Raw genomic sequence first — 19,770 nt, 5'->3', positions numbered from 1 at the left:
GGAACCGACAAGTCGCTGCCTGTAGCAGTAGAGGGTATGCGATACTATCGCACGGTCGGAGCCGACGGTCCCCGCCTCCTCGCCCGTGACGGGGCCGACGCCTACGACCTCACGACTGCGCGGCCCAACGTGACCGCATTCGAGGACCTCGCGTACGTCGCGGACGTGAGCGACAGCACCGTCGACGAAGTGGCCGGCGACCTCCTCGACACGGCCGAGTCGGTGTCCGTACCTACACCGTCGGCCGTCGGGGTCCCGACGCTCGTCGACGAGGTGTGGGCCGCCGGCGTCACCTACGAGATCAGCGAGCAGGCCCGCGAGGCCGAGAGCGGGATGCCGGAGATGTACCTCGACGTCTACGGGGCCGACCGCCCCGAGGTGTTCTTCAAGGCGACCTGGGACCGGGTGGTCGGTCCCGGCGAGGCCGTCGGCGTTCGCGGCGACTCCGAGTGGAACGTCCCGGAGCCGGAGCTGGGGGTCGTCCTCTACGAGGGCGAGATCGTCGGCTACACCGTCGGCAACGACGTGAGCAGCCGCTCCATCGAGGGGCAGAATCCCCTCTACCTCCCACAGGCGAAGGTGTACGACCGCTGCTGTTCGCTGGGACCCTGTGTGGCGACGCCCGAGTCCGTCGGCGATCCTCACGACCTCGCGATGACGATGACCGTCGAGCGCGACGGCGAGACGGTCTACGAGGGCGAGACGTCGACGGGCGAGATGGTCCGGACCTGCGAGGAACTGGTCTCGTACCTCCGCCGGCACAACACCGTCCCGGAGTCGGCGGTCCTCCTGACCGGCACCTCGCTCGTCCCGGAGGAGGGGTTCTCGCTGGCGGCCGGCGACGAGGTCCACATCGACATCGAGAACGTCGGCAGCCTCGCCAACGGCGTGGCGACGGTCTGAAACCCCGGTTCACGCCGCGCCGCCGCGTTCCATCCCCGGCCCGGCTCCGACCCGCTACCAGGAGGTGATAGTCACGTCTCGAAGCGGGCGCTCCAGCGGGATCGACACCTGCCCGCCGGTGTAGTGGGAGACGTAGAAGCCGACGATGATCTCCAGCGATCGCGTCGCCTCCTCGCCAGTCGAGGGGTTCTCGATGGTTCCGTCGAGGACGGCCACGGCGTCGGCGGCGGCGTTGGCGAAGGCGTCGCGGTAGTCCTCGTCCCACGTCCAGGCCCCCTCGATGCCCGGCAGGTCGTCCTCCACGTGGGTGCCGTCGTCGAGCCGCCAGTAGCGCCACTCCCCGTCGTCGTTGTTGAGGTAGAGCTTCCCGTCGCTCCCGACGAACTGGAGGGTCATCGACGACGGCTCCCGCGGGATGGTACAGTCGATCGTGACGAAGCTCCCGTCGTCCATCACCACGAACCCCCCGCCGCCGGCGTCGTCGACGCGTTCCGCGGCCTGCAGCGAGTCGACGGCCTCGTTCTCGCCGGTGATGTAGCCCGAGACGCGCTCCGCGCGGGCGTCCAGCAGGTACACAAGCGTGTCCAGCAGGTGCGTGGAGTTGCGCAACAGCTCCATCCGGAACTGCGTCGCGACGGCGTGGACCTCACCCAGCAGGTCCTGGGTCTGGACGAGCTCCCGGAGCCGCTGGAGCTTCGTCGTGAACCGGAACGAGTGGTTGATCAGGAGCTCCGTGTCCGTCTCGTCGCAGACGGCGACCATCTCCTCGGCCTCGCTGACCGACGACGCGATGGGCTTCTCACACCAGATCAGCCCGGGGTCTGCCGCCGACTCGGCCGCGTCGACGACGTGGTCGGCGTGGAGGTACGACGGCGTGCAGACGGAGACGAGGTCGAGGTCCTCCGCCGCGAGCATCGACTCGTGGCCGACGTACCGCCGGTCCGGCGGGATCTCCCAGGCCTCCCCGAACCGCTCGAGGGTGTCCTCGTCGACGTCGGCGACGGCCACCAGTTCGACGCCCTCCGTCGCGTCGTACCCGCCGGCGTGGCTGGCCCTGACCTTCTTCTCGCCGATCTCCTCCTCGTCGTGCATCCCGAGGATGCCCATCCCAGCGATGCCTCCGGTTCCGATGATGCCGGCTCTGTAGGTCATCTCAGTCGTAGGTGTGGACGCTCCCGGTGGCGTTCGACTCGATGTAGTCCCAGTCGTAGTCGACGCCCAGGCCGGGTCCCTCGGGCACCGTGACCATCCCCTCGTCGTCGACGGTGTCGAGCATGTCGGAGTAGTCGCCCTCGTACACCGGCGGCTGCGTGTTCGGGCAGTCGGGGTGGACCAGCGCGAGCTCGTAGTAGTTCGTGTTGCGGATCGCCGCGATACAGTGGCGCTGTGCCGGTCCGGGCGCGTGGAACTCCACGTCCATCCCGAAGCCCTCCGCCACCTTCGCGCGTTTCATCGCGCCGGTGATCCCGCCGTCGTACTCGGGGTCCGCCCGCAGGAAGTCCGTGGACTCGTTGGCGGCGAAGTCGGTCGCCGGCTCCAGCCCGCGGACGTGTTCGGTCTGGAGGATCGGGGTATCGAGCGCCTGACGGAGCTTCCGGTGGGCGTGCTGAGAGATGCCGCCGTCCCGGTAGGGGTCCTCGTACCAGAAGAACCCCTCCTCGTCGAGCGCGCGGCCGAGTTTCAGCGCGTCGGCGTAGGTCTCCAGTTCGCAGGCCGGGTCGTGCATCAGGTCCATCTCGTCGCCGACGCGCTCGCCGACGGCGTGGACCGCGTCGACCTCCCGGTCGAGGTCGCGGGACCCCTCGCTGCCGCCCCAGCCGTGGATCTTGAAACCGCCGTACCCCATCTCCAGGCAGTCCTCGGCGAAGTCGGCGAACGCCTCGGGCGTGTCGAGCCCGCCGTTCTCGTCTCCGTGGTAGGTCGAGGCGTAGGCGGGGAACCGCGTCCGGTAGGTGCCCAACATCTCGTGGATGGGGGCGTCGTACTTCTTGCCGGCGTAGTCCCACAGCGCGATGTCGATGGGACCGATGCCCATCCGGTCGTACTTCCGCAGCGCCCGTTTCATCTCGCTCCAGTGACGCTCCCGTTCGAGAGGGTTCTTCCCGACGAGGTAGTCGGCGAAGGTGTTGATCTGTGCCGCCGCCGGGGAGTTCCCGCCGACGTACTCCCCGGTGATGCCCTCGTCCGTGTGGATCTTGAGGCCGAACAGTTTCCGTTCGGTCACCGCGCCCGGTTCGTACACGAGGTTGAACCCGTGCTGGTCCGTCCCGACGTCCTCGATGGGGTAGGAGAACTCGACGGACTCGATGCTGGTAATCTCTGACGCCATAGCCTACTATGTGACACCCCCGCAGATAAACGTAGGTGCCGAGGCCAGCACCACCGGAGGATTCATTTCGGCGTGGCGAGACGTGTGACGTGATATGGTAGGTCACACAGACTACGACTACAGCGGCGAGACCGCCGTAGTCACCGGGTCCACGAAGGGGATCGGGCGCGGCATCGCCGCCGGCCTGGCCGACGCCGACGCGAACGTCGTCGTCAACGCACGGTCGGAATCCGACGTCGAGTCAGTCGCCGCCGAACTGGACGAGCGGGGGACGGGCCGGGTCGTCGGCGTCGCCGCCGACGTCGGCTCGACCGACGAGATCGACGACCTGGTCGACCGGACCGTCGACGAGTTCGGGGAGATCGACCTGCTGGTCAACAACGCGGCCGTCTGGCCGGAGGAGGAGTCGCTCGTGGAGTCCGACGTCGAGCAGTGGGACCACACGATGGCCGTCAACGTCCGCGCGCAGTACTACGCCGCCAAGCGCGTCGCTCGGCACATGATCGACGAGGGCATCGAGGGCTGCATCGTCAACCACACGAGCCAGGCCGGCGACCGGCGGACCGGCCCGTTCGGGCTCTACGGCATCTCGAAGACGTCGATCAACGGGCTGACCTGGCGGATGGCCCAGGAACTGGCCGAACACGGCATCCGGGTGAACGCGATCTCGACGGACGTGACCGAGACGGCACAGACCCGCCACGAGGCAGAACAGGCGGCGAGAGACGACCCCGGCCGCACTGCCGAGGAGATACTGCAAGCCCGAGGCGAACAGCGTCCGCTCGGCCGCCTCGGCCAGCCGGAGGACCTCGCCGACGCGGTGCTGTGGCTCGCGAGCGACCGCGCGGACTACGTCGTGGGCGACATCGTCCGCGTCAGCGGGGGCGGCAACCTGGAGTGACGATGCGCTTCGTCGACACCCACACCCACACCTGGGGACCGAACACCGCGGAACTGCCCTGGCCCGAGACCGTCCTCCCGCCGGGCTGGGAAGGGCCCTACACCGCCCACGACCTCGTCGGCGATATGGACGCCGCCGGGGTCGACGAGGCGGTGATGGTGACGACGCCGATGTACGGCCGCGGCGTCCGGGCCAACGAGTACACGATGCGGTCCATCGAGGCGTACCCGGACCGCCTCTGGGGGGTCGGGCTGATGGACTTCTACGGCGACCCCGACGACGTCCGGAGTGACCTCCGGCGGGTCGTCGGCCACGACCGGATGCTCGGCGTCCGGATGCACGCCTGTCTCGCGTACGAGGAGCACTCGACGGAGCTGGACCGCACCGCCGACTGGATCCTCGACGACGAGCTGGCTCCGGTGTGGGCCGAGGCGGCCGAGCAGGAGACGGCCGTGTTCGTCTTCCCGAAGGCCGAGCAGCTCTCGATGCTCGCCACGCTCGCAGAACGCCACCCGGACGTCCAGCTCGTCGTCGACCACATGGCCTTCCCGGACGAGACGACCGACCCCGAGGAGGCCCCGTGGACGGACTTCGAGGCGCTGGCCGACCACGACAACGTCGCGGTCAAGGTGAGCTCGCTCCCCCGATCCAGCGAGGAGGCCTGGCCATACGAGGACCTGTGGGGGTACGTCCGCAACCTCGTGGACTGGTTCGGCGCGGACCGCCTGCTGCTCGGCTCGGACTACCCGTGGATGGACGACTGGGCGGACTACGAGGCCTGTCTCTCGTGGGTCGAGGAGACCCCGTTCCTCTCGGCGCGGGACTACTCCTACCTGGCCCACCGGACCTTCGAGCGGATCCACGGGGTGTGACCGTGGCCACGATCGAGCGCATCGAGACGGTGGAGTTCGCATACCCGCTCCCGGACGTGGGGACGCCCCCGGGCGGGTTCGACATCGTCTACGATCCCGGATCGACGATGGAGCGCCGCCTGTTCGCGGTCAGGGTCGAGTGCTCGGACGGGCTCGTCGGCGCGTACGTCGGGAGCAACTCGCCGGGCGCGGCACAGATGAACATCGTCGCGGACTACCTCGTCGGCCGGGACCCCGCCAGGCACGAACACCACTGGAGCGAGGTCAAGCGCGCCTTGCGGAAGTACGACCGGATGGGGATCGGCCCGCTCGACATCGCGCTGTGGGACTACGCCGGCAAGAAGTACGACGCCCCGATCCACGAACTGCTCGGGACGTACCGCGAGCGGCTGCCGGCCTACGCCTCGACCTACCAGGGCGACCGCAGCGGCGGGCTGGACTCGCCGGCGGCGTACGCCGACTTCGCCGAGGTCTGTCTCGACCGCGGCTATCCGGGGTTCAAGGTCCACGGGTGGGACGGCGACTGGCGCGACCCGGACCTGCTGGAGCGGACCGTCCGCGCGGTCGGCGAGCGCGTCGGCGACCGGATGGCGCTGATGGTCGACCCGGCCTGTGACCTCGACACGTTCGCGGAGGCGGTCCGGATCGGTCGGGCCTGCGACGATCACGACTACCGCTGGTACGAGGACCCCTACCGGGACGGCGGCATCTCACAGCACGGTCACCGGAAGCTCCGACAGACGCTGTCGACGCCGCTGCTCCAGACCGAGCACGTCCGCGGGCTCGAACCCCACGTCGACTTCGCGGCGACGGAGGCGACGGACCTCCTCCGGGCGGACCCCGAGTACGACGGCGGGATCACCGGCGCGATGAAGATCGTCGCCGCGGCCGAGGGGCTGGGTCTGGACGTGGAGTTCCACGCCCCGGGGCCGGCCCAGCGCCACTGCATCGCGGCGACGCGCAACACCTCGTTCTACGAACTGGCGCTGGTCCACCCGGACGCGCCCAACACGACGCCGCCGGTGTACGAGGGGGACTACGCCGACGACCTCGACGCGATCGACGCCGACGGGACCGTGCCGGTACCCGACGGGCCGGGCCTGGGCGTCGACTACGACTGGGACTACGTCGAGGACAACGCCGTCGGCCGGCGAACCTACGAGTAGGACCCCAAACACCTAATTGCCCGTCCCACGAGTCTCTCGCGTATGGCACACGACCGCGTCCTGCTCGCGATCGGCCCCGAAGACCGAGACAGCCTGAACACCCTCGTGGACGCCGCCATCGACCTCGCGGAGCCCGCGGGTGCCACCGTCTACCTGCTGTACGTCTTCCCCCGGGACGACTACGAGACGGTGATGGAACAGATGGACATCGACACGACGACCAGCGGGCTCACGCCGGACGAGGTCGCACAGCGCCACGAGAGCGTCAGGGAGCCGGCCGAGCGCCTGGAGTCGCTGGGCATCGACTACGAGATCCGCGGCGTCTCCGGCGGGAACGCCTCGGACCAGATCGTACGCAAGATCGAACAGGTCGAGGCCGACGTGGCCGTCGTCGGCGGCACCAAGCGGTCGCCGGCCGGGAAGGCGATGTTCGGCGACCACGCCCAGCAGGTCCTGCTGAACGCGCCCGTCCCGGTGCTGTACGTCAAGCGAGAGTGAGCTAACCGTCGGCCGGCTGCCCGCCCTGGTCGCCGTCGGGCATCCCGGCGACCATCCGCTTGACGATGTCGTCCTGTGTCGCCGTCTCGCCGTCGATCACGCCGGCGTCGGTGCCCTGGTGCAGGACGTGGATGCGGTCGGCGGCCCGCCGGATGTAGTCGAGGTTGTGCGAGATGAGGATGATCGAGATCCCCTGGCTCTGCATCCGGTCGATGAGTTCGAGCACGCGCTCGGCCCCCTCGACGGAGAGGGCGCTGGTCGGCTCGTCCATGATGATGATCTCGGGGTCCGAGAGCATCGTCCGCGAGATACTGACCAGCTGGCGCTCGCCGCCGGAGAGGTTCGACACCTTCTCCTCGACGTCGACGCCGATGTTCAGTTCGTCGAGCAACTCCTGGGCTCGCTCGCGCATCGCGCCCTTGTTGAGGACACCGAGCAGCCCGCCGGTGCCGGCGACCTCCTCGCGCCCGAGGAAGATGTTCTGCGTGACCGTGAGGTTCCCGGCGATCGCGAGGTCCTGGAACGTCGTCTCGATCCCCAGTTCCTTCGCCCGCCGCGGCGAGTCGATCTCGACCGCCTCGCCGTTGATGCGGATTGTCCCGCCGTCGGGCTGGAGCGCGCCCGCCAGACACTTGATGAGCGTTGACTTCCCGGCCCCGTTGTCCCCCGCCAGCGCCAGCACCTCGCCGCGGCGCAGCCGCAGCGTCACCCCGTCGAGGGCGACCACCTCACCGAACCGCTTCGTGATGTCTTCCATCTCGACGATGTAGTCCTCGCCGGTCTCGCTCATACGGAACGTGTCAACGCTTGTCGTGATAAGCGTTCGGACGCGAACGCGCTCGCGGTGTGTGTCCAACCCCCAAAGCTATAACATCACTCCACAGATAGGTTCACGGTATGTTGCAATCGGTGGTGGAGGAGAGCGACGTCGGCCGTCGGGTGACGCTTCAGGACCTGAGTCGCTACGGCCCGATGCTCGGCCTCGTGGGGCTGTACGTCGCGTTCACCTTCCTGAACGAGCGGTTCCTCACGGTCCAGAACCAGGTAAACGTCCTCCAGCAGGTGTCGATCATCGGCATCATGGCGATCGGCGTCACCTTCCCCATCCTCTGTGCGGAGATCGACCTCAGCATCGCGCAGGTGATGGAGATCGCCGGGCTCACGATGGCGACCCTCGCCGTGGGTGCCCGGCTGTTCGAGGGGTTCGCGGTCCCCGTCGTCGTCGCCATCGTCGCCGGGATCGCGCTCGCGTCGTCGTTCGGCGCGCTGTCGGGCTTCGTCACGGCGCGGTTCGGAGTCCCCTCTTTCATGACTACCCTCGCCGTCCTGTTCCTCGCGGACGGCCTCGGTCTCATCGTCTCGGGCAACAGGCCGATCATCGGCCTGCCGCCGACACTCACCGGTATCGGCGGGGCGCGCGTGTTCGGCTTCCCGAGCATCGTCCTCGTGTTCCTCCTCCTGCTGGTGGTCTCGCAGTTGCTGCTCTCGTACACCCGGTTCGGGCTCTACATCTACGCCATCGGGGGCGACCGGACGGCGGCCGAGCGGATGGGGATCAACGTCACGGCCGTCCGGATGGGGACGCTCGTGATCTCGGCCGCGTTCGCGGCCGTCGCCGGCCTCGTGACCCTCGGACGGCTCGGCAGCGCGGTGCCGACGATGGGTGCCGGTCTCCTCTTGCCCCCGATCGCCGCCGTCATTCTCGGCGGTGCGGACCTCTTCGGCGGGTCCGGGAATATGGTCGGGACCCTCATCGGCGTCCTCATCCTCGGGGTCCTCAGCAACGGCCTGAACCTCCTGGGCGTCGACCCGGCCGGGCAACTGGTCGCACAGGGTATCGTCCTGATGCTCGCGGTCCTCGCGAACGTCCTGGGGCGGGACTGATCCCGACTCCCGGCACCGACACTGGTTTCCCAAAGTGAAGTTATTACTTACCGATAACTCTTTGATCCCGGGGTCCGTCACTCGTGAGCGTATGGCACGACCCATCCGCAGACGTCGGTTTATCCGGAGCAGCGCACTCGTCGGAACGGCACTCCTCGCTGGCTGTGGCGGAGACGGCGGAGACGGCGGCGACGGTGGAGACGGCGGTGACGGGGGAGACGGTAGCGATGGCGGCGACGGCGGCGACGGCGGCGACGGCGGGATGACAGAGACCGAGACGACGAGCAGCGGGCCGCCGTCTGCGGCCCTCTCGGTCCCGTCGCTCGAGTTCACGTTCTTCGCGCGGATGCAGAACGCCTTCGACCAGGCCAAGAGCGACGGCTTGATCGCCGGCGACTCCTCGTTCTACGACGCCGGCAACAACCAGAGCCAGCAGGTCTCCGACGTGGAGACGGCCATCTCCAACGAGGTGGACTTCCTGATGATCTCCGCGATCACGGCCGAGGGCGTCATCAACGCCATCCGGCAGGCCAACGAGGCCGGCATCCCGGTCGTCGCGATCGACCGGAACGTCGCCGAGGGCGACACGGTCACCTACGTCGCGTCCGACAACGTCCAGCTGGGCCGTCGGTCGACCGAGCTCTGTCTGCAGTTTATGCAGAACGCCGGCGATCAGGACACCTACAACGTCGTCCAGCTGGAGGGGACCCCCGGAGCCAGCGTCACCAACGACCGCGGACAGGGGTTCAGCAACGCCGTCGAGAACAACGACAGCCTCAGCCGGCTCGCCAGTCAGACGGGGGAGTTCTCGACGCAGAACGCCCTCAGCGTGATGGAGGACTTCATCACGCAGTACGGCGACGAGATCGACGGCGTGTTCTGTCAGAACGACCTGATGGCGCTGGGCGCACACCAGGCCCTCCAGAACGCGGACATGTCCGTCCCCGTCACCGGCATCGACGGGACGCAGGCGTGGGTCGAACTGTTCGCCGACAACGACACGTACGGGACGATCGCCCAGCTGCCCGAGGAGATGGTCACCACGGCCATCGACCGGGCCACGGCCCACCTCGCCGGGGAGGAGGTCGAGGACACCATCGTCATCGAGGGGCTGGAGGTCACGCAGGACAACGCCAGCGACTACCTCGACCAGTACTTCTGAGGCCGCTCCGGGGCCACGTTATTTGTCGTGCGGTCACGTACCCCACGGTATGGTCCACGCAACGTGGGACGACTGGCTCGTCTCGGAGATCGAGGGGGCCGACCCCGACGGCGTCGCGGTCTGGTACCTCGGCTGCAACGGGTTCGTCCTCAGGTCCGCGGAGACGACCCTGTACGTCGACCCCTACTTCGCGGACGGGGACCCGCCGGACCTGCTGCGGATGATCCCAGTGCCGATGGACCCCGCGGACGCGACCGACTGCGACGCGGTCCTCGTCACTCACGAGCACATCGACCATATGCACCCGCCGTCGTACGGCCCGCTGGTCGGCGACGACGCGCCCGTGTACGCGCCCCAGGCGTCCTACGACGCCCCGGACTACGACGGCGACCTGCGACTCGACGCCGACCAGCGCCACGTCGTCGCGGCGGGCGAGACCTTCTCGGTCGGCGACTTCACCGTCCACACCAGGGGCGCGAACGACGGCGACGCCGTCGAACCGGTCTCGTACGTGATCGACCACGACGCCGGCACCTTCTTCCACGCCGGCGACAGCAAGCCCGCCGACGCCTTCGCGGACGTGGGGCGAGCGTTCGACATCGACGCGGGCGTCCTGGCCTTCGGCACCGTCGGCAATATCCGGTACTCCGAGGACGACGAGACCCGGCGGACGAAGTGGTACATGGACGAGAACGAGGTCGTCGAGGCCGCGAACGCCCTCGAACTTGACCGGCTGCTCCCCTCGCACTACGATATGTGGCGCGGCGTCGAGGCCGACCCGAAGAGCCTCCACGACCACGTCGCCTCACACGAGTATCCGAGAGTGCTCGACGTGGTCCGGGTCGGCGACCGGGTGGACCTCGGGAGCCCCGGCGTCGTGCGGCCGTCGACGCACCGCTGAGTGGGTCGCGCGACCGCGAGACGCAGCCGGCCTCAGAGCTCGACCGCAGCGCCCGTCTCGCTGGCCTCGTAGACGCCTTTCAGCGTTCGGATGTCGACGAGGCCGTGGTCGCCGTCGGCGTGTGGCTCGGTGTCGGTCAGCAGGCAGTGGGCGAAGTACTCGAACTCCTCCTCCATCTGGTCGATCCCGTCGAAGTCGATCGTCAGGTCGCTCTCGCCGTGGGCGACGTGCAGGCGGCGCTCGTCCCACGGGTAGAACGCCGGTTCGACCCTGAGCTCGCCGGCCGTACCGGTGACGCGGATGTGACTCGCCAGGTGCGCGTTCTGACTCGCCGTACACATCGCGGTGACGTGGTCCGGGAACGCCACCTGGAAGGCGGCGTGTTCGTCCGGCACGTCGTCGAACTCCGGGGCGACGGAGTGGGCGGTGCCGTACACCGCCGTCGGGTCCGCGTCGAGCAGGAACCGCGCGGTGTTCAGCGAGTAGATGCCGATGTCCATCGCGGCACACCCCCCGGAGAGATCCCAGTCCAGCCGCCACTGGTCGGCGTCGGGGACCAGTTCGAGGATGGGCTCGGTCATGTTGCCGTGGACGAACACCGGGTCGCCGACGTAGCCGTCCCGGATGAGGTCTCTCGCTCGTCGGACGGCCGGCTCTGTGTGCATCCGGTAGGCGACCATCAGCGGGACGTCGTGGGCGTCGCAGGTCGCGACCATCCGCTCGGCCCGCTCGACGGTCGCCTCCATCGGCTTCTCGCAGAGGACCGCCTTCCCGAGCTCCGCGGCCGTCTCGACGAACGGGAGGTGTTCGGCGTTCGGCGTCACGACGTAGACGGCGTCGTACGCGTCGCTGGCCTCGCCGTCGTGGAACTGCTCGTAGGTGATCCCGCGCTCGACCGTCGGCGAGTCCGCGCCGACGGACTCGGCCTTCGCGGCGTCGCCGCTCACGAGGACCGTCGTCTCACAGAGGTCGGCGGCGGCCACGGCGGGCATCGCCTGTTCCCGCGTCCACCAGCCGACGCCGATCATCGCGATCCGGACCGGATCGTCCGTCTCCGTGACGTGCTGCCAGTCACGACGGGTGAAGTCGGTCGTGAGTGCGTCGAGCTCCATACCGAACGTTCAGGACCAGTGATGAAAGAACTACCGCCGCCCTCGTACGGACTACTGTCGATCGGTTCCGGACAGCGCCGATCCCGGGGTCGGCGCGTCCCGATGAAGCGCTACAACAAACCGTCTCACTCCCGGACGGCGTCGCCGACGTCGGCGAAGGCTCGCGTCAGCAACGCGCCGTCGACGCCGACCGCGACGTACTGCGCCCCGGCGTCGATCCAGCGACGGGCCATCTCGGGATCGTCGGCGTACGTCCCGACGACGGCGTCGTGGTCGGCCGCGCGGTCACACACCTCGTCCATCAGGTCCGTGACCCGCGGATCGTCGACCTGACCGGGGAGCCCGACCGACTGTGAGAGGTCGTACGGGCCGAGAAACAGCACGTCGATGCCGTCGACGGCGGCGATGTCGTCCAGGTTCTCGACGCCGCGCTCTCCCTCGATGTGGACGACCACGGTCACCCGCTCGTTCTGCCGTTCGGTGTACTCGGGCCCGCCGGTGTAGCCACTCGCACGGACGTACGGCGAGAGGCCGCGCGACCCCAGCGGGTCGAACCGCGCGTGGTCGACCGCGGCCGCCGCGTCTCCAGCAGTCTCGATCTGCGGGATCTCGACCCCGGCGGCACCGATGTCGAGCGCGCGCTGGATCTCGGCCTCGCTGTTGGTCCGGACCCGGACGATCGGAGCAGCCCCCGCCCGCTGTGCCGCCGCACACATCGCGACTGTCGTCTCCGCGCTCAGCGGCCCGTGTTCCTGGTCGAGGACCGTGAAGTCGAGGCCGGCCTCGCCGGCCATCTCGGCCGCCATCGGTGAGTCGAGCAACTGGAACGTCCCCACGACCGTCTCACCGTCCCGGAGTCGCTCGCGAAGGGTCGTCGAAGGCATACCGAGACGACGGGCGGGGCGGGTATGAAACTATGGGAGCAGTGTCACGTTCGGCCTGGCCGAACGCTCTGGCCGACAGATGGAACGAAGGACCCGGGTTGAATAACAAACTTACTCGTGTTATATACTCGCGGCACTCCCCCGATGGCCGACGCTACCGGCGGTGTTCAGTATAGCAGAACACAAGTCCTTACTAATCGAACGACCGTTCGTGCGATCGCCGACGGGGATCGCGCCTCCCGTCGGGTCGTCACGAGTAGGCCATGTTGATCTCGATGACGTTGGCGGCCGAGCGGAGCAGTTCCGGGATCTCCTCGTGGAAGCGGTCCCCCTCGATACGCGTCGTCGGCCCCGAGACGCTGAGTGCCGCCACGAGGTCGCCGTCCTCGGGGACCACCGGGGCGGCCACACAGCGCAGGCCCGGCAGTCGCTCCTCGCGGTCGTAGGCGTAGCCGCGCTCTCTGATCTCGGCGAGTTCCGCCTTCAGTTCCGTCCGGTCCGTGATGGTGTTCTCCGTCCGCGCCGGGAGGCCGTGGGCGTCGACGATCTCGTCGACGCGTTCCTCCGGCAGTTCCGCGAGGATGGTCTTGCCGAGCGCCGTGCAGTGGAGCTTCACCCGCTTGCCGGCGTAGGTGTCGACCGTGACGGCCTGGGTTCCCTCCGCCCGGGTGATGTAGACGCCCTCGCCGTGTTCCTCGACCGCGGCGTTGGCCATCTCGCCCGTCTCCTGGGCCAGCGAGGCGACCTCCGGTCGGGCCTTCTCGTAGATGGCCATCCGGTTGCGCTTGTACTCGCCGAGTTCGAGGAACCGCAGGCCCACGCGGTAGGCGTCTCCTTCGTTCGTGACGTATCCCTCGTCCTCCAGGGTCTGCAGGTGGTTGTGAACGGTGCTCTTCGCGATCCCGAGGTCGTCCGCCACCGCCGTCACGCCGGCCCCGTCCAGCCGTTTCAGCGCCTCGACGATTCGCAAGGAGGTCCTGGTCGCCGTGATCGTGTTTCCCTCCGGTGCCATAGCCGAGACAGGAGCCCGTCCTCCTTAGTTCTGTTCACTACGCCGGAACGGCCATCCCGACGCGGGGGACGCTACGACAGCCAGGGGATATCGTCGTGGAAGCGGCGGAGCGCGTCGGGGCCGGTCAGCGCCGTGACAGCGCCGGCCCGCGTGGTTGTGACGGCTCCGGCCGCGTTCGCGAGCGCGAGCGCCCGGTGTGGGTCCCGCACGCCGTGTGTCACCGCGGCGACGAACCCCGCGAGAAAGGCGTCGCCGGCACCCGTCGTATCGACCGGGTCGACGTCGTACCCCTCGTGCCGAGCCCGGCCGGCCACCGGGCTGTCGTCGGTCCCGTAGCAGAACGCGCCCGCGTCCCCGAGGGTCAGGACCACGGTGTGTGGCCCCGCGTCGGCCACGGCGCGCGCCAACGCCGGGGGGTCCGCGGCCTCGAACCCCGCAACCGCCAGCTCGTCCGGCGTCGCCGTGACGACGTCGACGTCCGGCAGCGCGCCGCGGACGACCGCGCGGAACTCGTGGCGGCTGTGCCACATCTCGGGTCGCCAGTTGGGGTCCAGCGACACCGTGCAGTGGTCCGTGGCCCGCGACTGCAACTCCAGCGTCGCGGACCGGCTCGGCTCGACGCTCATCGTCACGCCGGTCGTGTGGACCCACGACACCGACCGCAGCGTGTCGTCGGTGACGGTCCCCGGCCGGAGTCTGGTGTCCGCGCCCCGCTCCCGGTAGAAGACGAACGACGGCCCTCGCTCGGTGTCGTGGGTGACGAGCGCGAGCGTCGTCCGCGCGTCGTCGTCGGTCACGAGCAGGTCGGGCGGGATGTCCGAGGCCTCGAAGTGCGCCCTGAGGAACGCCCCGAGGTCGTCGGTCGCCAGCCGCGTCCAGCACAGCGGGGGAACGCCGAGCCGGTCCAGCGCCATCGCGGCGTTCGCGCCGGAGCCGCCGAAGGCCGGTTCGTACCCGCCGGCGTCGCCCGGGGGGCCGGGGTCGCGTGGAACGAAGTCCACGAGCGCGTCGCCGGCGACCAGGATCGTCGGGTCCGTCGACATAGTGGCTCGATAGCACCCACCGCTATTTATTGGTTCGTGCGACGGCCGGTCACACCGTCACTCCGACAGCGGCGGGTCCCGGTCGCCCCAGGCCGCCGCGAAGCCGGCGACGCCGTTCTCCGTCTCGGGGTGGTCGACGTGTGCGTCGAGGACGTCCGGCGACATCGTGATCGCGTCGACCCCGGCCTCGTAGAGGGTCGTCGCCTGTGTCGTGTTCCGGATGCTCGCGGCCAGCACCTCCGTCTCGAACCCCTGCGCGTCGAAGACCGACTGGATGCGGCGAGTCGTCGCGACCCCGTCCGCGCCCGAGTCGTCGATGCGACCGACGTAGGGAGCGACGAACGCCGCGTCGTTTTTCGCGGCCAGCACCGCCTGCTCGACGCTGAAGACCACGGTCGTCCCCGACGGAACTCCGTCCGCACGCAGGCGGGCGAGCGCCTGGAAGCCCGCCCGTGTCGCCGGGAGTTTCGCGATCACGTGGTCGGCCCAGTCCTGGTAGCCCCGCGCCTCGCGGACCATCCCGTCCGCGTCCTCGGCCAGCACCTGCGCGAACACCGGGCCGTCGACGATGTCCGCAGCGGTTTCGACGACGTCCCTGTACCGGCGGTCGGTGTCGGCGACGATGGACGGGTTCGTCGTCACGCCGTCCACGACGCCCAGTCGGTCGGCGGACCGGATACGTTCCGGGGACGCCGTGTCGAGGTATACGTTCACGACGGGTGCGTTCGGTATCGACGCGAAAGAAGCTATCGACGGGCGCGAGCCCGGTGCAGGACCCCGACCGATCACCGTTTCACAGGAAACAACACGAAACAAACGAACCACGACACCGTACAACACGACTCAAACCCGCCGTGGGAGAGGAGAGGGGACCTCTGGGGCCGAATCCGCTTTCTGACGGTGCGCTCTGGTGTCTCGATTTGTCCGACACGCCCGCTCGTAACAAACCCGCTACCGCACAGAACGACCGACGGCGAGGACGACAAGCCGACGTGATATCCCGGTCCTGCACCCTCGATCATCGACAATCTTTATGTACCAACGGTTTAATGAGTACTCTATGCGAGGTAGTAACAGGCGTAAGTTCCTGAAAGCGACTGGCGCAGCGATCACGACCGTCTCCCTTGCCGGGTGTGGCGGAAACGGCGGCGACGGGGGCGGCGGCGACGGCGGTGACGGCGGCGACGGGGGCAGCAACGGCAGCGACGGCGGCTCCACCGGGGACGGGGGCGGCGGTGGCGGCAACTCCCTCGACAAGGTCGGGATGACGGCGTACGTCCGTGGCGGCTCGTGGATCACGGCCTACATCGAGGCCGCGCGGTTCTACGCCGAGGACCAGGGCATCGAGCTCGACGTCCGGCCGAACCAACAGAGCGCCCAGAAACAGGTCTCGGACATCCGCGAGTTCGCCAACAGCGACCACGACGCCATCCTCGTCGGGGTCTGGCAGACCGGGGCCGCGGAGGGTGCGATCAACCAGGCGATCCAGGGCGGGACACCGGTGTTCGCGACCAACGCCGACACGTCCAGTTCGGAGATCCCGCTGTACGTCGGGTTCAGTAACTACGACGGGGGTGCGAGTTCCGGCGAGCAGATGCTCAACGCCCTCGAAGAGCAGTACCCCGACAAGGACCAGTACCGCGTGCTGAACGTCCGCGGGGTCCAGGGGAACCAGTCGGCCAACCAGCGCTCGCAGGGGTTCCTCGACGTGATGGCCGAGCAGGACAACGTCGAGGTCGCACAGACGCTCAACGGCGAGTACGCCCGGGACGTGGCCCAGTCCACGACCCAGGAGTGGATCCAGGCCAACGGCCGCGTCGACGGCATCTACTCGGGGAACCTCTCGATGGGGCTGGGCGTCGTGCAGGCGCTCCGGAACCTCGATATGCTGGTCCCCAGGGGCGAGGACGGTCACATCTGCCTGACTCAGATGGACGGCAGCCCGGAGGTCAACCCCCTCGTCGGCGAGGGGATGATCGACGCGGCGGTCGACCAGCCCAACTACTTCTACAACCCCATCGCGATGTACTACATGCGGGAGTACGTCGAGAGCGGGATGGACGACAGCGTCATCCCGGAGGTGGGGTCGGAGGTCTCCTCGGACCAGCTGACCATCGAGCCCGGCCAGCACAAGGGAGTCGAGCTGTGGTCGGAGCCCATCTGGGAGCCGGGCATCATGCGCGAGCAGAACGGCCACCCGTGGTTCCGTACCAACAGCGTCGTCATCACGCAAGAGAACTACGATCAGCCGTTCCTCTGGGGTAACGTCTGGGGCTAACGCTACCGATGGCAACGGAACAAGGATTCCTCGGCCGGGCCTTCGGGGACCGGGACGACGTGCTGCTGACGCTGTTAGACAATATGATCTGGCCGATCCTGGCCGTGGTACTGCTGGGGGTGCTGGTGTTCGTCCCCCAGACGTTCAGGTCGGTCCAGCTGATCCTGTGGGGGGCCGTGCCGATCGGGCTGCTCGTGCTGGCGGAGAGCCTCTGCCTGCTGTCGGGGCACTTCGACCTCTCGATCGGCTCGATCGCCGGCTTCTCGGCGATGTTCACCGGGATGATCCTCGGCACGTGTCCGAGCTGCTGGTCGCTGACGACCAGCCCGTGGATCGGGTTCGCCGTCATCCTGACCGTCGGCGCGCTCATCGGCCTCGCCAACGGGGTGATGATCGCGAAGGTCGGGCTGAACCCGTTCCTGCAGACGCTTGCCTTCCTCATCATCTTCGAGGGGGCCAAGACGGCGATGCAGACCCAGCCGGTGACCGGTCTCCCGCGGCTGTACACGCAGGTCGGCGGGACGCCGCGGTTCGCCATCGGGCTGATGCTCGTCGCGTTCCTGATCGCCGGCCTCCTCCTGCGGTACACCTCCCTCGGACAGGCGGTGTACGCGCTGGGGAGCTCCGAGCACTCCGCCCGCGAGGTCGGGGTCGACACGGAGCGGCTCATCATCGTCATCTACACGGTCAGCGGCTTGCTCTCGGCCATCGCGGGGCTGATGCTGACCGGGTTCGTCGGCGTCGTCCCGCCGCTGATCGGCGAGGGACTCGTGTTCCAGGCGTTCGCCGGTGCGGTCATCGGCGGCATCAGCCTCTTCGGCGGCCGGGGGAAGATCACCGGCGCGCTCGGCGGTGTCATCCTCATCCAGGTCGTGCAGTCGGCGCTGAACAACAGTCCGGTCATCGGCGCGACGCAGATCCAGATGATAAACGGGATTGTCTTGCTGGCCGCGATCCTGCTGTACAGCACGCAGACGAAGCTCCGCGCTCGCATCCTCGCGAGTGGTGCGGTATGAGCGTCGAAGACGCCGCTCCGACGGAGCAGGCCACCGCCGAGGCCGACCCGGCGGACCACGAGGGGGAGCCGAAGCTCCGAACCGAGAACGTCACCAAGCAGTTCGGTCGCATCGTGGCCGTCGAGGACGTCTCGCTGGAGATCCAGCCCTCGGAAGTGTTCGCGCTCGTGGGCGACAACGGGGCCGGCAAGTCGACGCTGATGAACATGCTCAGCGGCGTCCACGAGCCCACGAAGGGGCAGATCTACAAGGACGGTCAGCCGGTGAACTTCGACAACCCCTCGGACGCGCGGGCCACCGGCATCGAGACCGTCTACCAGGACCTCGCGCTGATGGACGACCTCGACATCGCGACGAACATCTTTATGGGGCAGTTCCCGCGCAACGGCTTCGGCCCCTTCCGGTTCATCGACTGGGACGAGACCTACGAGCGCGCCGAGCAGATCATGATGGACCAGCTCGGCCGCGACGTCGACATCAAGACGGAGGTCGAGTTCCTCTCGGGGGGCCAGCGCCAACTGGTCGCCATCGGCCGCGCCCTGGCGTTCGACCCGGACGTCATCATCCTCGACGAGCCGACGAGCGCGCTCTCGGTCGACGCGACCCGCCTCGTCCAGGACACCATCGACAAACTGGCCGACCAGGGCATCACAATCGTCATCGTCAGCCACAACATCGAGTCCGTCCTGGAACACGCCGATCGCATCGGCGTCCTGTTCCAGGGCTCGCTCGTCGACATCAAACAGCCCTCGGAGACGGACCTCGAGGAGCTGAACGAGCTGATGACGACGGGGACGCTTGCGACCGGGCGACTGGACGACTAGCGAGGAACCGACCGCAGGGGGGTTCCTCGCGGACGCGGACCGACCCACGGTTTTTCTATCCCGTCGACCGACGTACCAGTATGGCTATCGACACGCCCGAACGAGTCGTCGACGTCGAGTGCGAGACCGGCGAGGGGCCGCTGTGGCACCCCGACGACGAGTACGTCTACTGGTGTGACATCCCCCGGGGACACGTCTACCGGTACGACCCCGCGGTGGGGGGCCACGAACGCGTCTACGAGGACGACCGCGAGCGGATCGGCGGCTTCACGATCCAGCGGGACGGCTCGCTGCTGCTGTTCCAGGAGGCCGGCGCGGTTCGCCGGCTCTCTCGGGAGGACTGGACGACCGAGACCGTCGTCGCTCCCGACCCCGACCGCTTCCACGAGCGGTTCAACGACGTGATCGCCGACCCCGAGGGGCGGGTCTTCGCCGGCGTGATGCCCGACACCGAGCGGGACCTGCCCGGCCAGCTCTACCGGCTGGACACCGACGGGACGTTCGAACTCGTCCGGGAGGCCTGCGTGCTCCCGAACGGGATGGGATTCACGCCCGACCTGTCGCAGTTGTACTTCACCGACACCTGCGAGGTCGACCCCGACGAACCGGGGTACGTCTACCGGTACGACTACGACCGCGCGAGCGGTGCGATCTCCGACCCCGAGGTGTTCGTCGACGCAGGCGACATCGAGGGCTACCCCGACGGGATGACAGTCGACGACGAGGGCCACGTCTGGTCGGCGTTCTGGGACGGGGGCGCGCTCCACCGGTTCGCGCCCGACGGCACCCACGAACGGGCCGTTGCGTTCGATCCACGGAAGGTGTCGTCGCTGACCTTCGCCGGCGACGACCACGACACGGCCTACGTCACGACCGCCTGCGTCGAGACCCGCGAGACGGAAGGCGAGGGCGCGGGCAGCCTCTACCGCGTCGCCCTCGGCGTCTCGGGCCGGGCGGAGTTCCGGTCGGCCGTCGATCCCTGACA

Annotated in this window: 20 protein-coding genes; 12 read left to right on the top strand and 8 right to left on the bottom strand. The window is 68.5% G+C overall.

The annotated features are described in order from the left end of the window. The first annotated feature begins 36 nt into the window (after positions 1-36). Positions 37-903, top strand: a complete 867-nt coding sequence (locus tag P0592_RS18040; protein ID WP_276274102.1) for a fumarylacetoacetate hydrolase family protein — start codon at positions 37-39, stop codon at positions 901-903. Positions 904-957: 54 nt separating this feature from the next. Here the strand turns inward: P0592_RS18040 and P0592_RS18035 are convergent, their stop codons facing one another. Next, the gene (locus tag P0592_RS18035; RefSeq protein WP_276274101.1) at positions 958-2,055 is read right to left on the bottom strand and encodes a Gfo/Idh/MocA family protein; all 1,098 of its coding nucleotides are present in this window, start codon (positions 2,053-2,055) and stop codon (positions 958-960) included. A gap of 1 nt (position 2,056) precedes the next feature. Next, positions 2,057-3,232: a mandelate racemase family protein gene (locus tag P0592_RS18030; protein ID WP_276274100.1), complete on the bottom strand. Its 1,176-nt coding sequence runs from the start codon at positions 3,230-3,232 to the stop codon at positions 2,057-2,059. A 94-nt stretch (positions 3,233-3,326) separates the two neighbouring features. On the opposite strand from P0592_RS18030, the gene P0592_RS18025 reads away from it, so the two are divergent. The 4 genes from P0592_RS18025 to P0592_RS18010 are packed head-to-tail and all read left to right on the top strand — an operon-like array spanning position 3,327 to position 6,669. Continuing rightward, the gene (locus tag P0592_RS18025) at positions 3,327-4,133 is read left to right on the top strand and encodes an SDR family NAD(P)-dependent oxidoreductase (RefSeq protein ID WP_276274099.1); all 807 of its coding nucleotides are present in this window, start codon (positions 3,327-3,329) and stop codon (positions 4,131-4,133) included. Between the two features lie 2 nt (positions 4,134-4,135). After that, positions 4,136-5,005 (top strand): amidohydrolase family protein, encoded by an 870-nt coding sequence (locus P0592_RS18020; protein ID WP_276274098.1) that lies wholly within the window; start codon positions 4,136-4,138, stop codon positions 5,003-5,005. Next, the gene (locus P0592_RS18015; protein WP_473092245.1) at positions 5,002-6,171 is read left to right on the top strand and encodes an enolase C-terminal domain-like protein; all 1,170 of its coding nucleotides are present in this window, start codon (positions 5,002-5,004) and stop codon (positions 6,169-6,171) included. Before P0592_RS18020 ends, P0592_RS18015 begins: the two co-directional genes overlap by 4 nt. Before the next feature lie 42 nt (positions 6,172-6,213). Beyond that, positions 6,214-6,669, top strand: a complete 456-nt coding sequence (locus P0592_RS18010; protein WP_276274097.1) for a universal stress protein — start codon at positions 6,214-6,216, stop codon at positions 6,667-6,669. Position 6,670: 1 nt separating this feature from the next. On the opposite strand, the gene P0592_RS18005 is transcribed toward P0592_RS18010, so the two are convergent. Further along, positions 6,671-7,459, bottom strand: a complete 789-nt coding sequence (locus P0592_RS18005) for an ATP-binding cassette domain-containing protein (RefSeq protein WP_276274096.1) — start codon at positions 7,457-7,459, stop codon at positions 6,671-6,673. Positions 7,460-7,566: 107 nt separating this feature from the next. Between P0592_RS18005 and P0592_RS18000 the strand changes: the two genes are divergently transcribed. The 3 genes from P0592_RS18000 (at position 7,567) to P0592_RS17990 (ending at position 10,616) form a co-directional block, all read left to right on the top strand. Continuing rightward, positions 7,567-8,553, top strand: a complete 987-nt coding sequence (locus P0592_RS18000) for an ABC transporter permease (RefSeq protein WP_276274095.1) — start codon at positions 7,567-7,569, stop codon at positions 8,551-8,553. A 91-nt stretch (positions 8,554-8,644) separates the two neighbouring features. After that, positions 8,645-9,715 carry a substrate-binding domain-containing protein gene (locus P0592_RS17995; RefSeq protein WP_276274094.1) on the top strand — a complete coding sequence of 357 codons (1,071 nt, stop codon included), beginning with the start codon at positions 8,645-8,647 and terminating at the stop codon, positions 9,713-9,715. Positions 9,716-9,764: 49 nt separating this feature from the next. Then, positions 9,765-10,616 (top strand): MBL fold metallo-hydrolase, encoded by an 852-nt coding sequence (locus P0592_RS17990; protein WP_276274093.1) that lies wholly within the window; start codon positions 9,765-9,767, stop codon positions 10,614-10,616. 32 nt (positions 10,617-10,648) lie between these two features. Here P0592_RS17990 and gfo6 read toward each other — a convergent pair whose 3' ends face one another. From gfo6 to P0592_RS17965, 5 genes are all read right to left on the bottom strand, one after another. Next, positions 10,649-11,728 carry a D-xylose 1-dehydrogenase Gfo6 gene (gene gfo6 / locus P0592_RS17985; RefSeq protein ID WP_276274092.1) on the bottom strand — a complete coding sequence of 360 codons (1,080 nt, stop codon included), beginning with the start codon at positions 11,726-11,728 and terminating at the stop codon, positions 10,649-10,651. Between the two features lie 125 nt (positions 11,729-11,853). Further along, a complete protein-coding gene (locus P0592_RS17980) occupies positions 11,854-12,612 on the bottom strand; it encodes an HpcH/HpaI aldolase family protein (protein ID WP_276274091.1) in 759 nt (252 codons plus the stop codon). A 250-nt stretch (positions 12,613-12,862) separates the two neighbouring features. Further along, positions 12,863-13,624 carry an IclR family transcriptional regulator gene (locus P0592_RS17975; protein ID WP_276274090.1) on the bottom strand — a complete coding sequence of 254 codons (762 nt, stop codon included), beginning with the start codon at positions 13,622-13,624 and terminating at the stop codon, positions 12,863-12,865. A 71-nt stretch (positions 13,625-13,695) separates the two neighbouring features. Continuing rightward, on the bottom strand, positions 13,696-14,667 hold the full coding sequence (locus P0592_RS17970) for a carbohydrate kinase family protein (RefSeq protein WP_276274089.1): 972 nt from the start codon (positions 14,665-14,667) through the stop codon (positions 13,696-13,698). A gap of 57 nt (positions 14,668-14,724) precedes the next feature. Beyond that, a complete protein-coding gene (locus P0592_RS17965) occupies positions 14,725-15,381 on the bottom strand; it encodes a transaldolase family protein (protein ID WP_276274088.1) in 657 nt (218 codons plus the stop codon). A 346-nt stretch (positions 15,382-15,727) separates the two neighbouring features. On the opposite strand from P0592_RS17965, the gene P0592_RS17960 reads away from it, so the two are divergent. From P0592_RS17960 to P0592_RS17945, 4 genes are all read left to right on the top strand, one after another. Further along, positions 15,728-16,945 (top strand): sugar ABC transporter substrate-binding protein, encoded by a 1,218-nt coding sequence (locus P0592_RS17960; protein ID WP_276274087.1) that lies wholly within the window; start codon positions 15,728-15,730, stop codon positions 16,943-16,945. An 8-nt stretch (positions 16,946-16,953) separates the two neighbouring features. After that, positions 16,954-17,961, top strand: a complete 1,008-nt coding sequence (locus tag P0592_RS17955; RefSeq protein WP_276274086.1) for an ABC transporter permease — start codon at positions 16,954-16,956, stop codon at positions 17,959-17,961. Continuing rightward, the gene (locus P0592_RS17950; protein WP_276274085.1) at positions 17,958-18,785 is read left to right on the top strand and encodes an ATP-binding cassette domain-containing protein; all 828 of its coding nucleotides are present in this window, start codon (positions 17,958-17,960) and stop codon (positions 18,783-18,785) included. Before P0592_RS17955 ends, P0592_RS17950 begins: the two co-directional genes overlap by 4 nt. 80 nt (positions 18,786-18,865) lie before the next feature. Beyond that, positions 18,866-19,768, top strand: coding sequence for an SMP-30/gluconolactonase/LRE family protein (locus tag P0592_RS17945; protein ID WP_276274084.1), 903 nt, complete (start codon positions 18,866-18,868; stop codon positions 19,766-19,768). The last annotated feature ends 2 nt before the right edge of the window (positions 19,769-19,770 follow it).

Source organism: Haloarcula litorea (genome assembly GCF_029338195.1).
GTDB classification, from domain to species: Archaea; Halobacteriota; Halobacteria; order Halobacteriales; family Haloarculaceae; genus Haloarcula; species Haloarcula litorea.
Note: the sequence above shows the minus strand (reverse complement) of the source record. Positions and strands in the feature narration are given on the sequence as shown.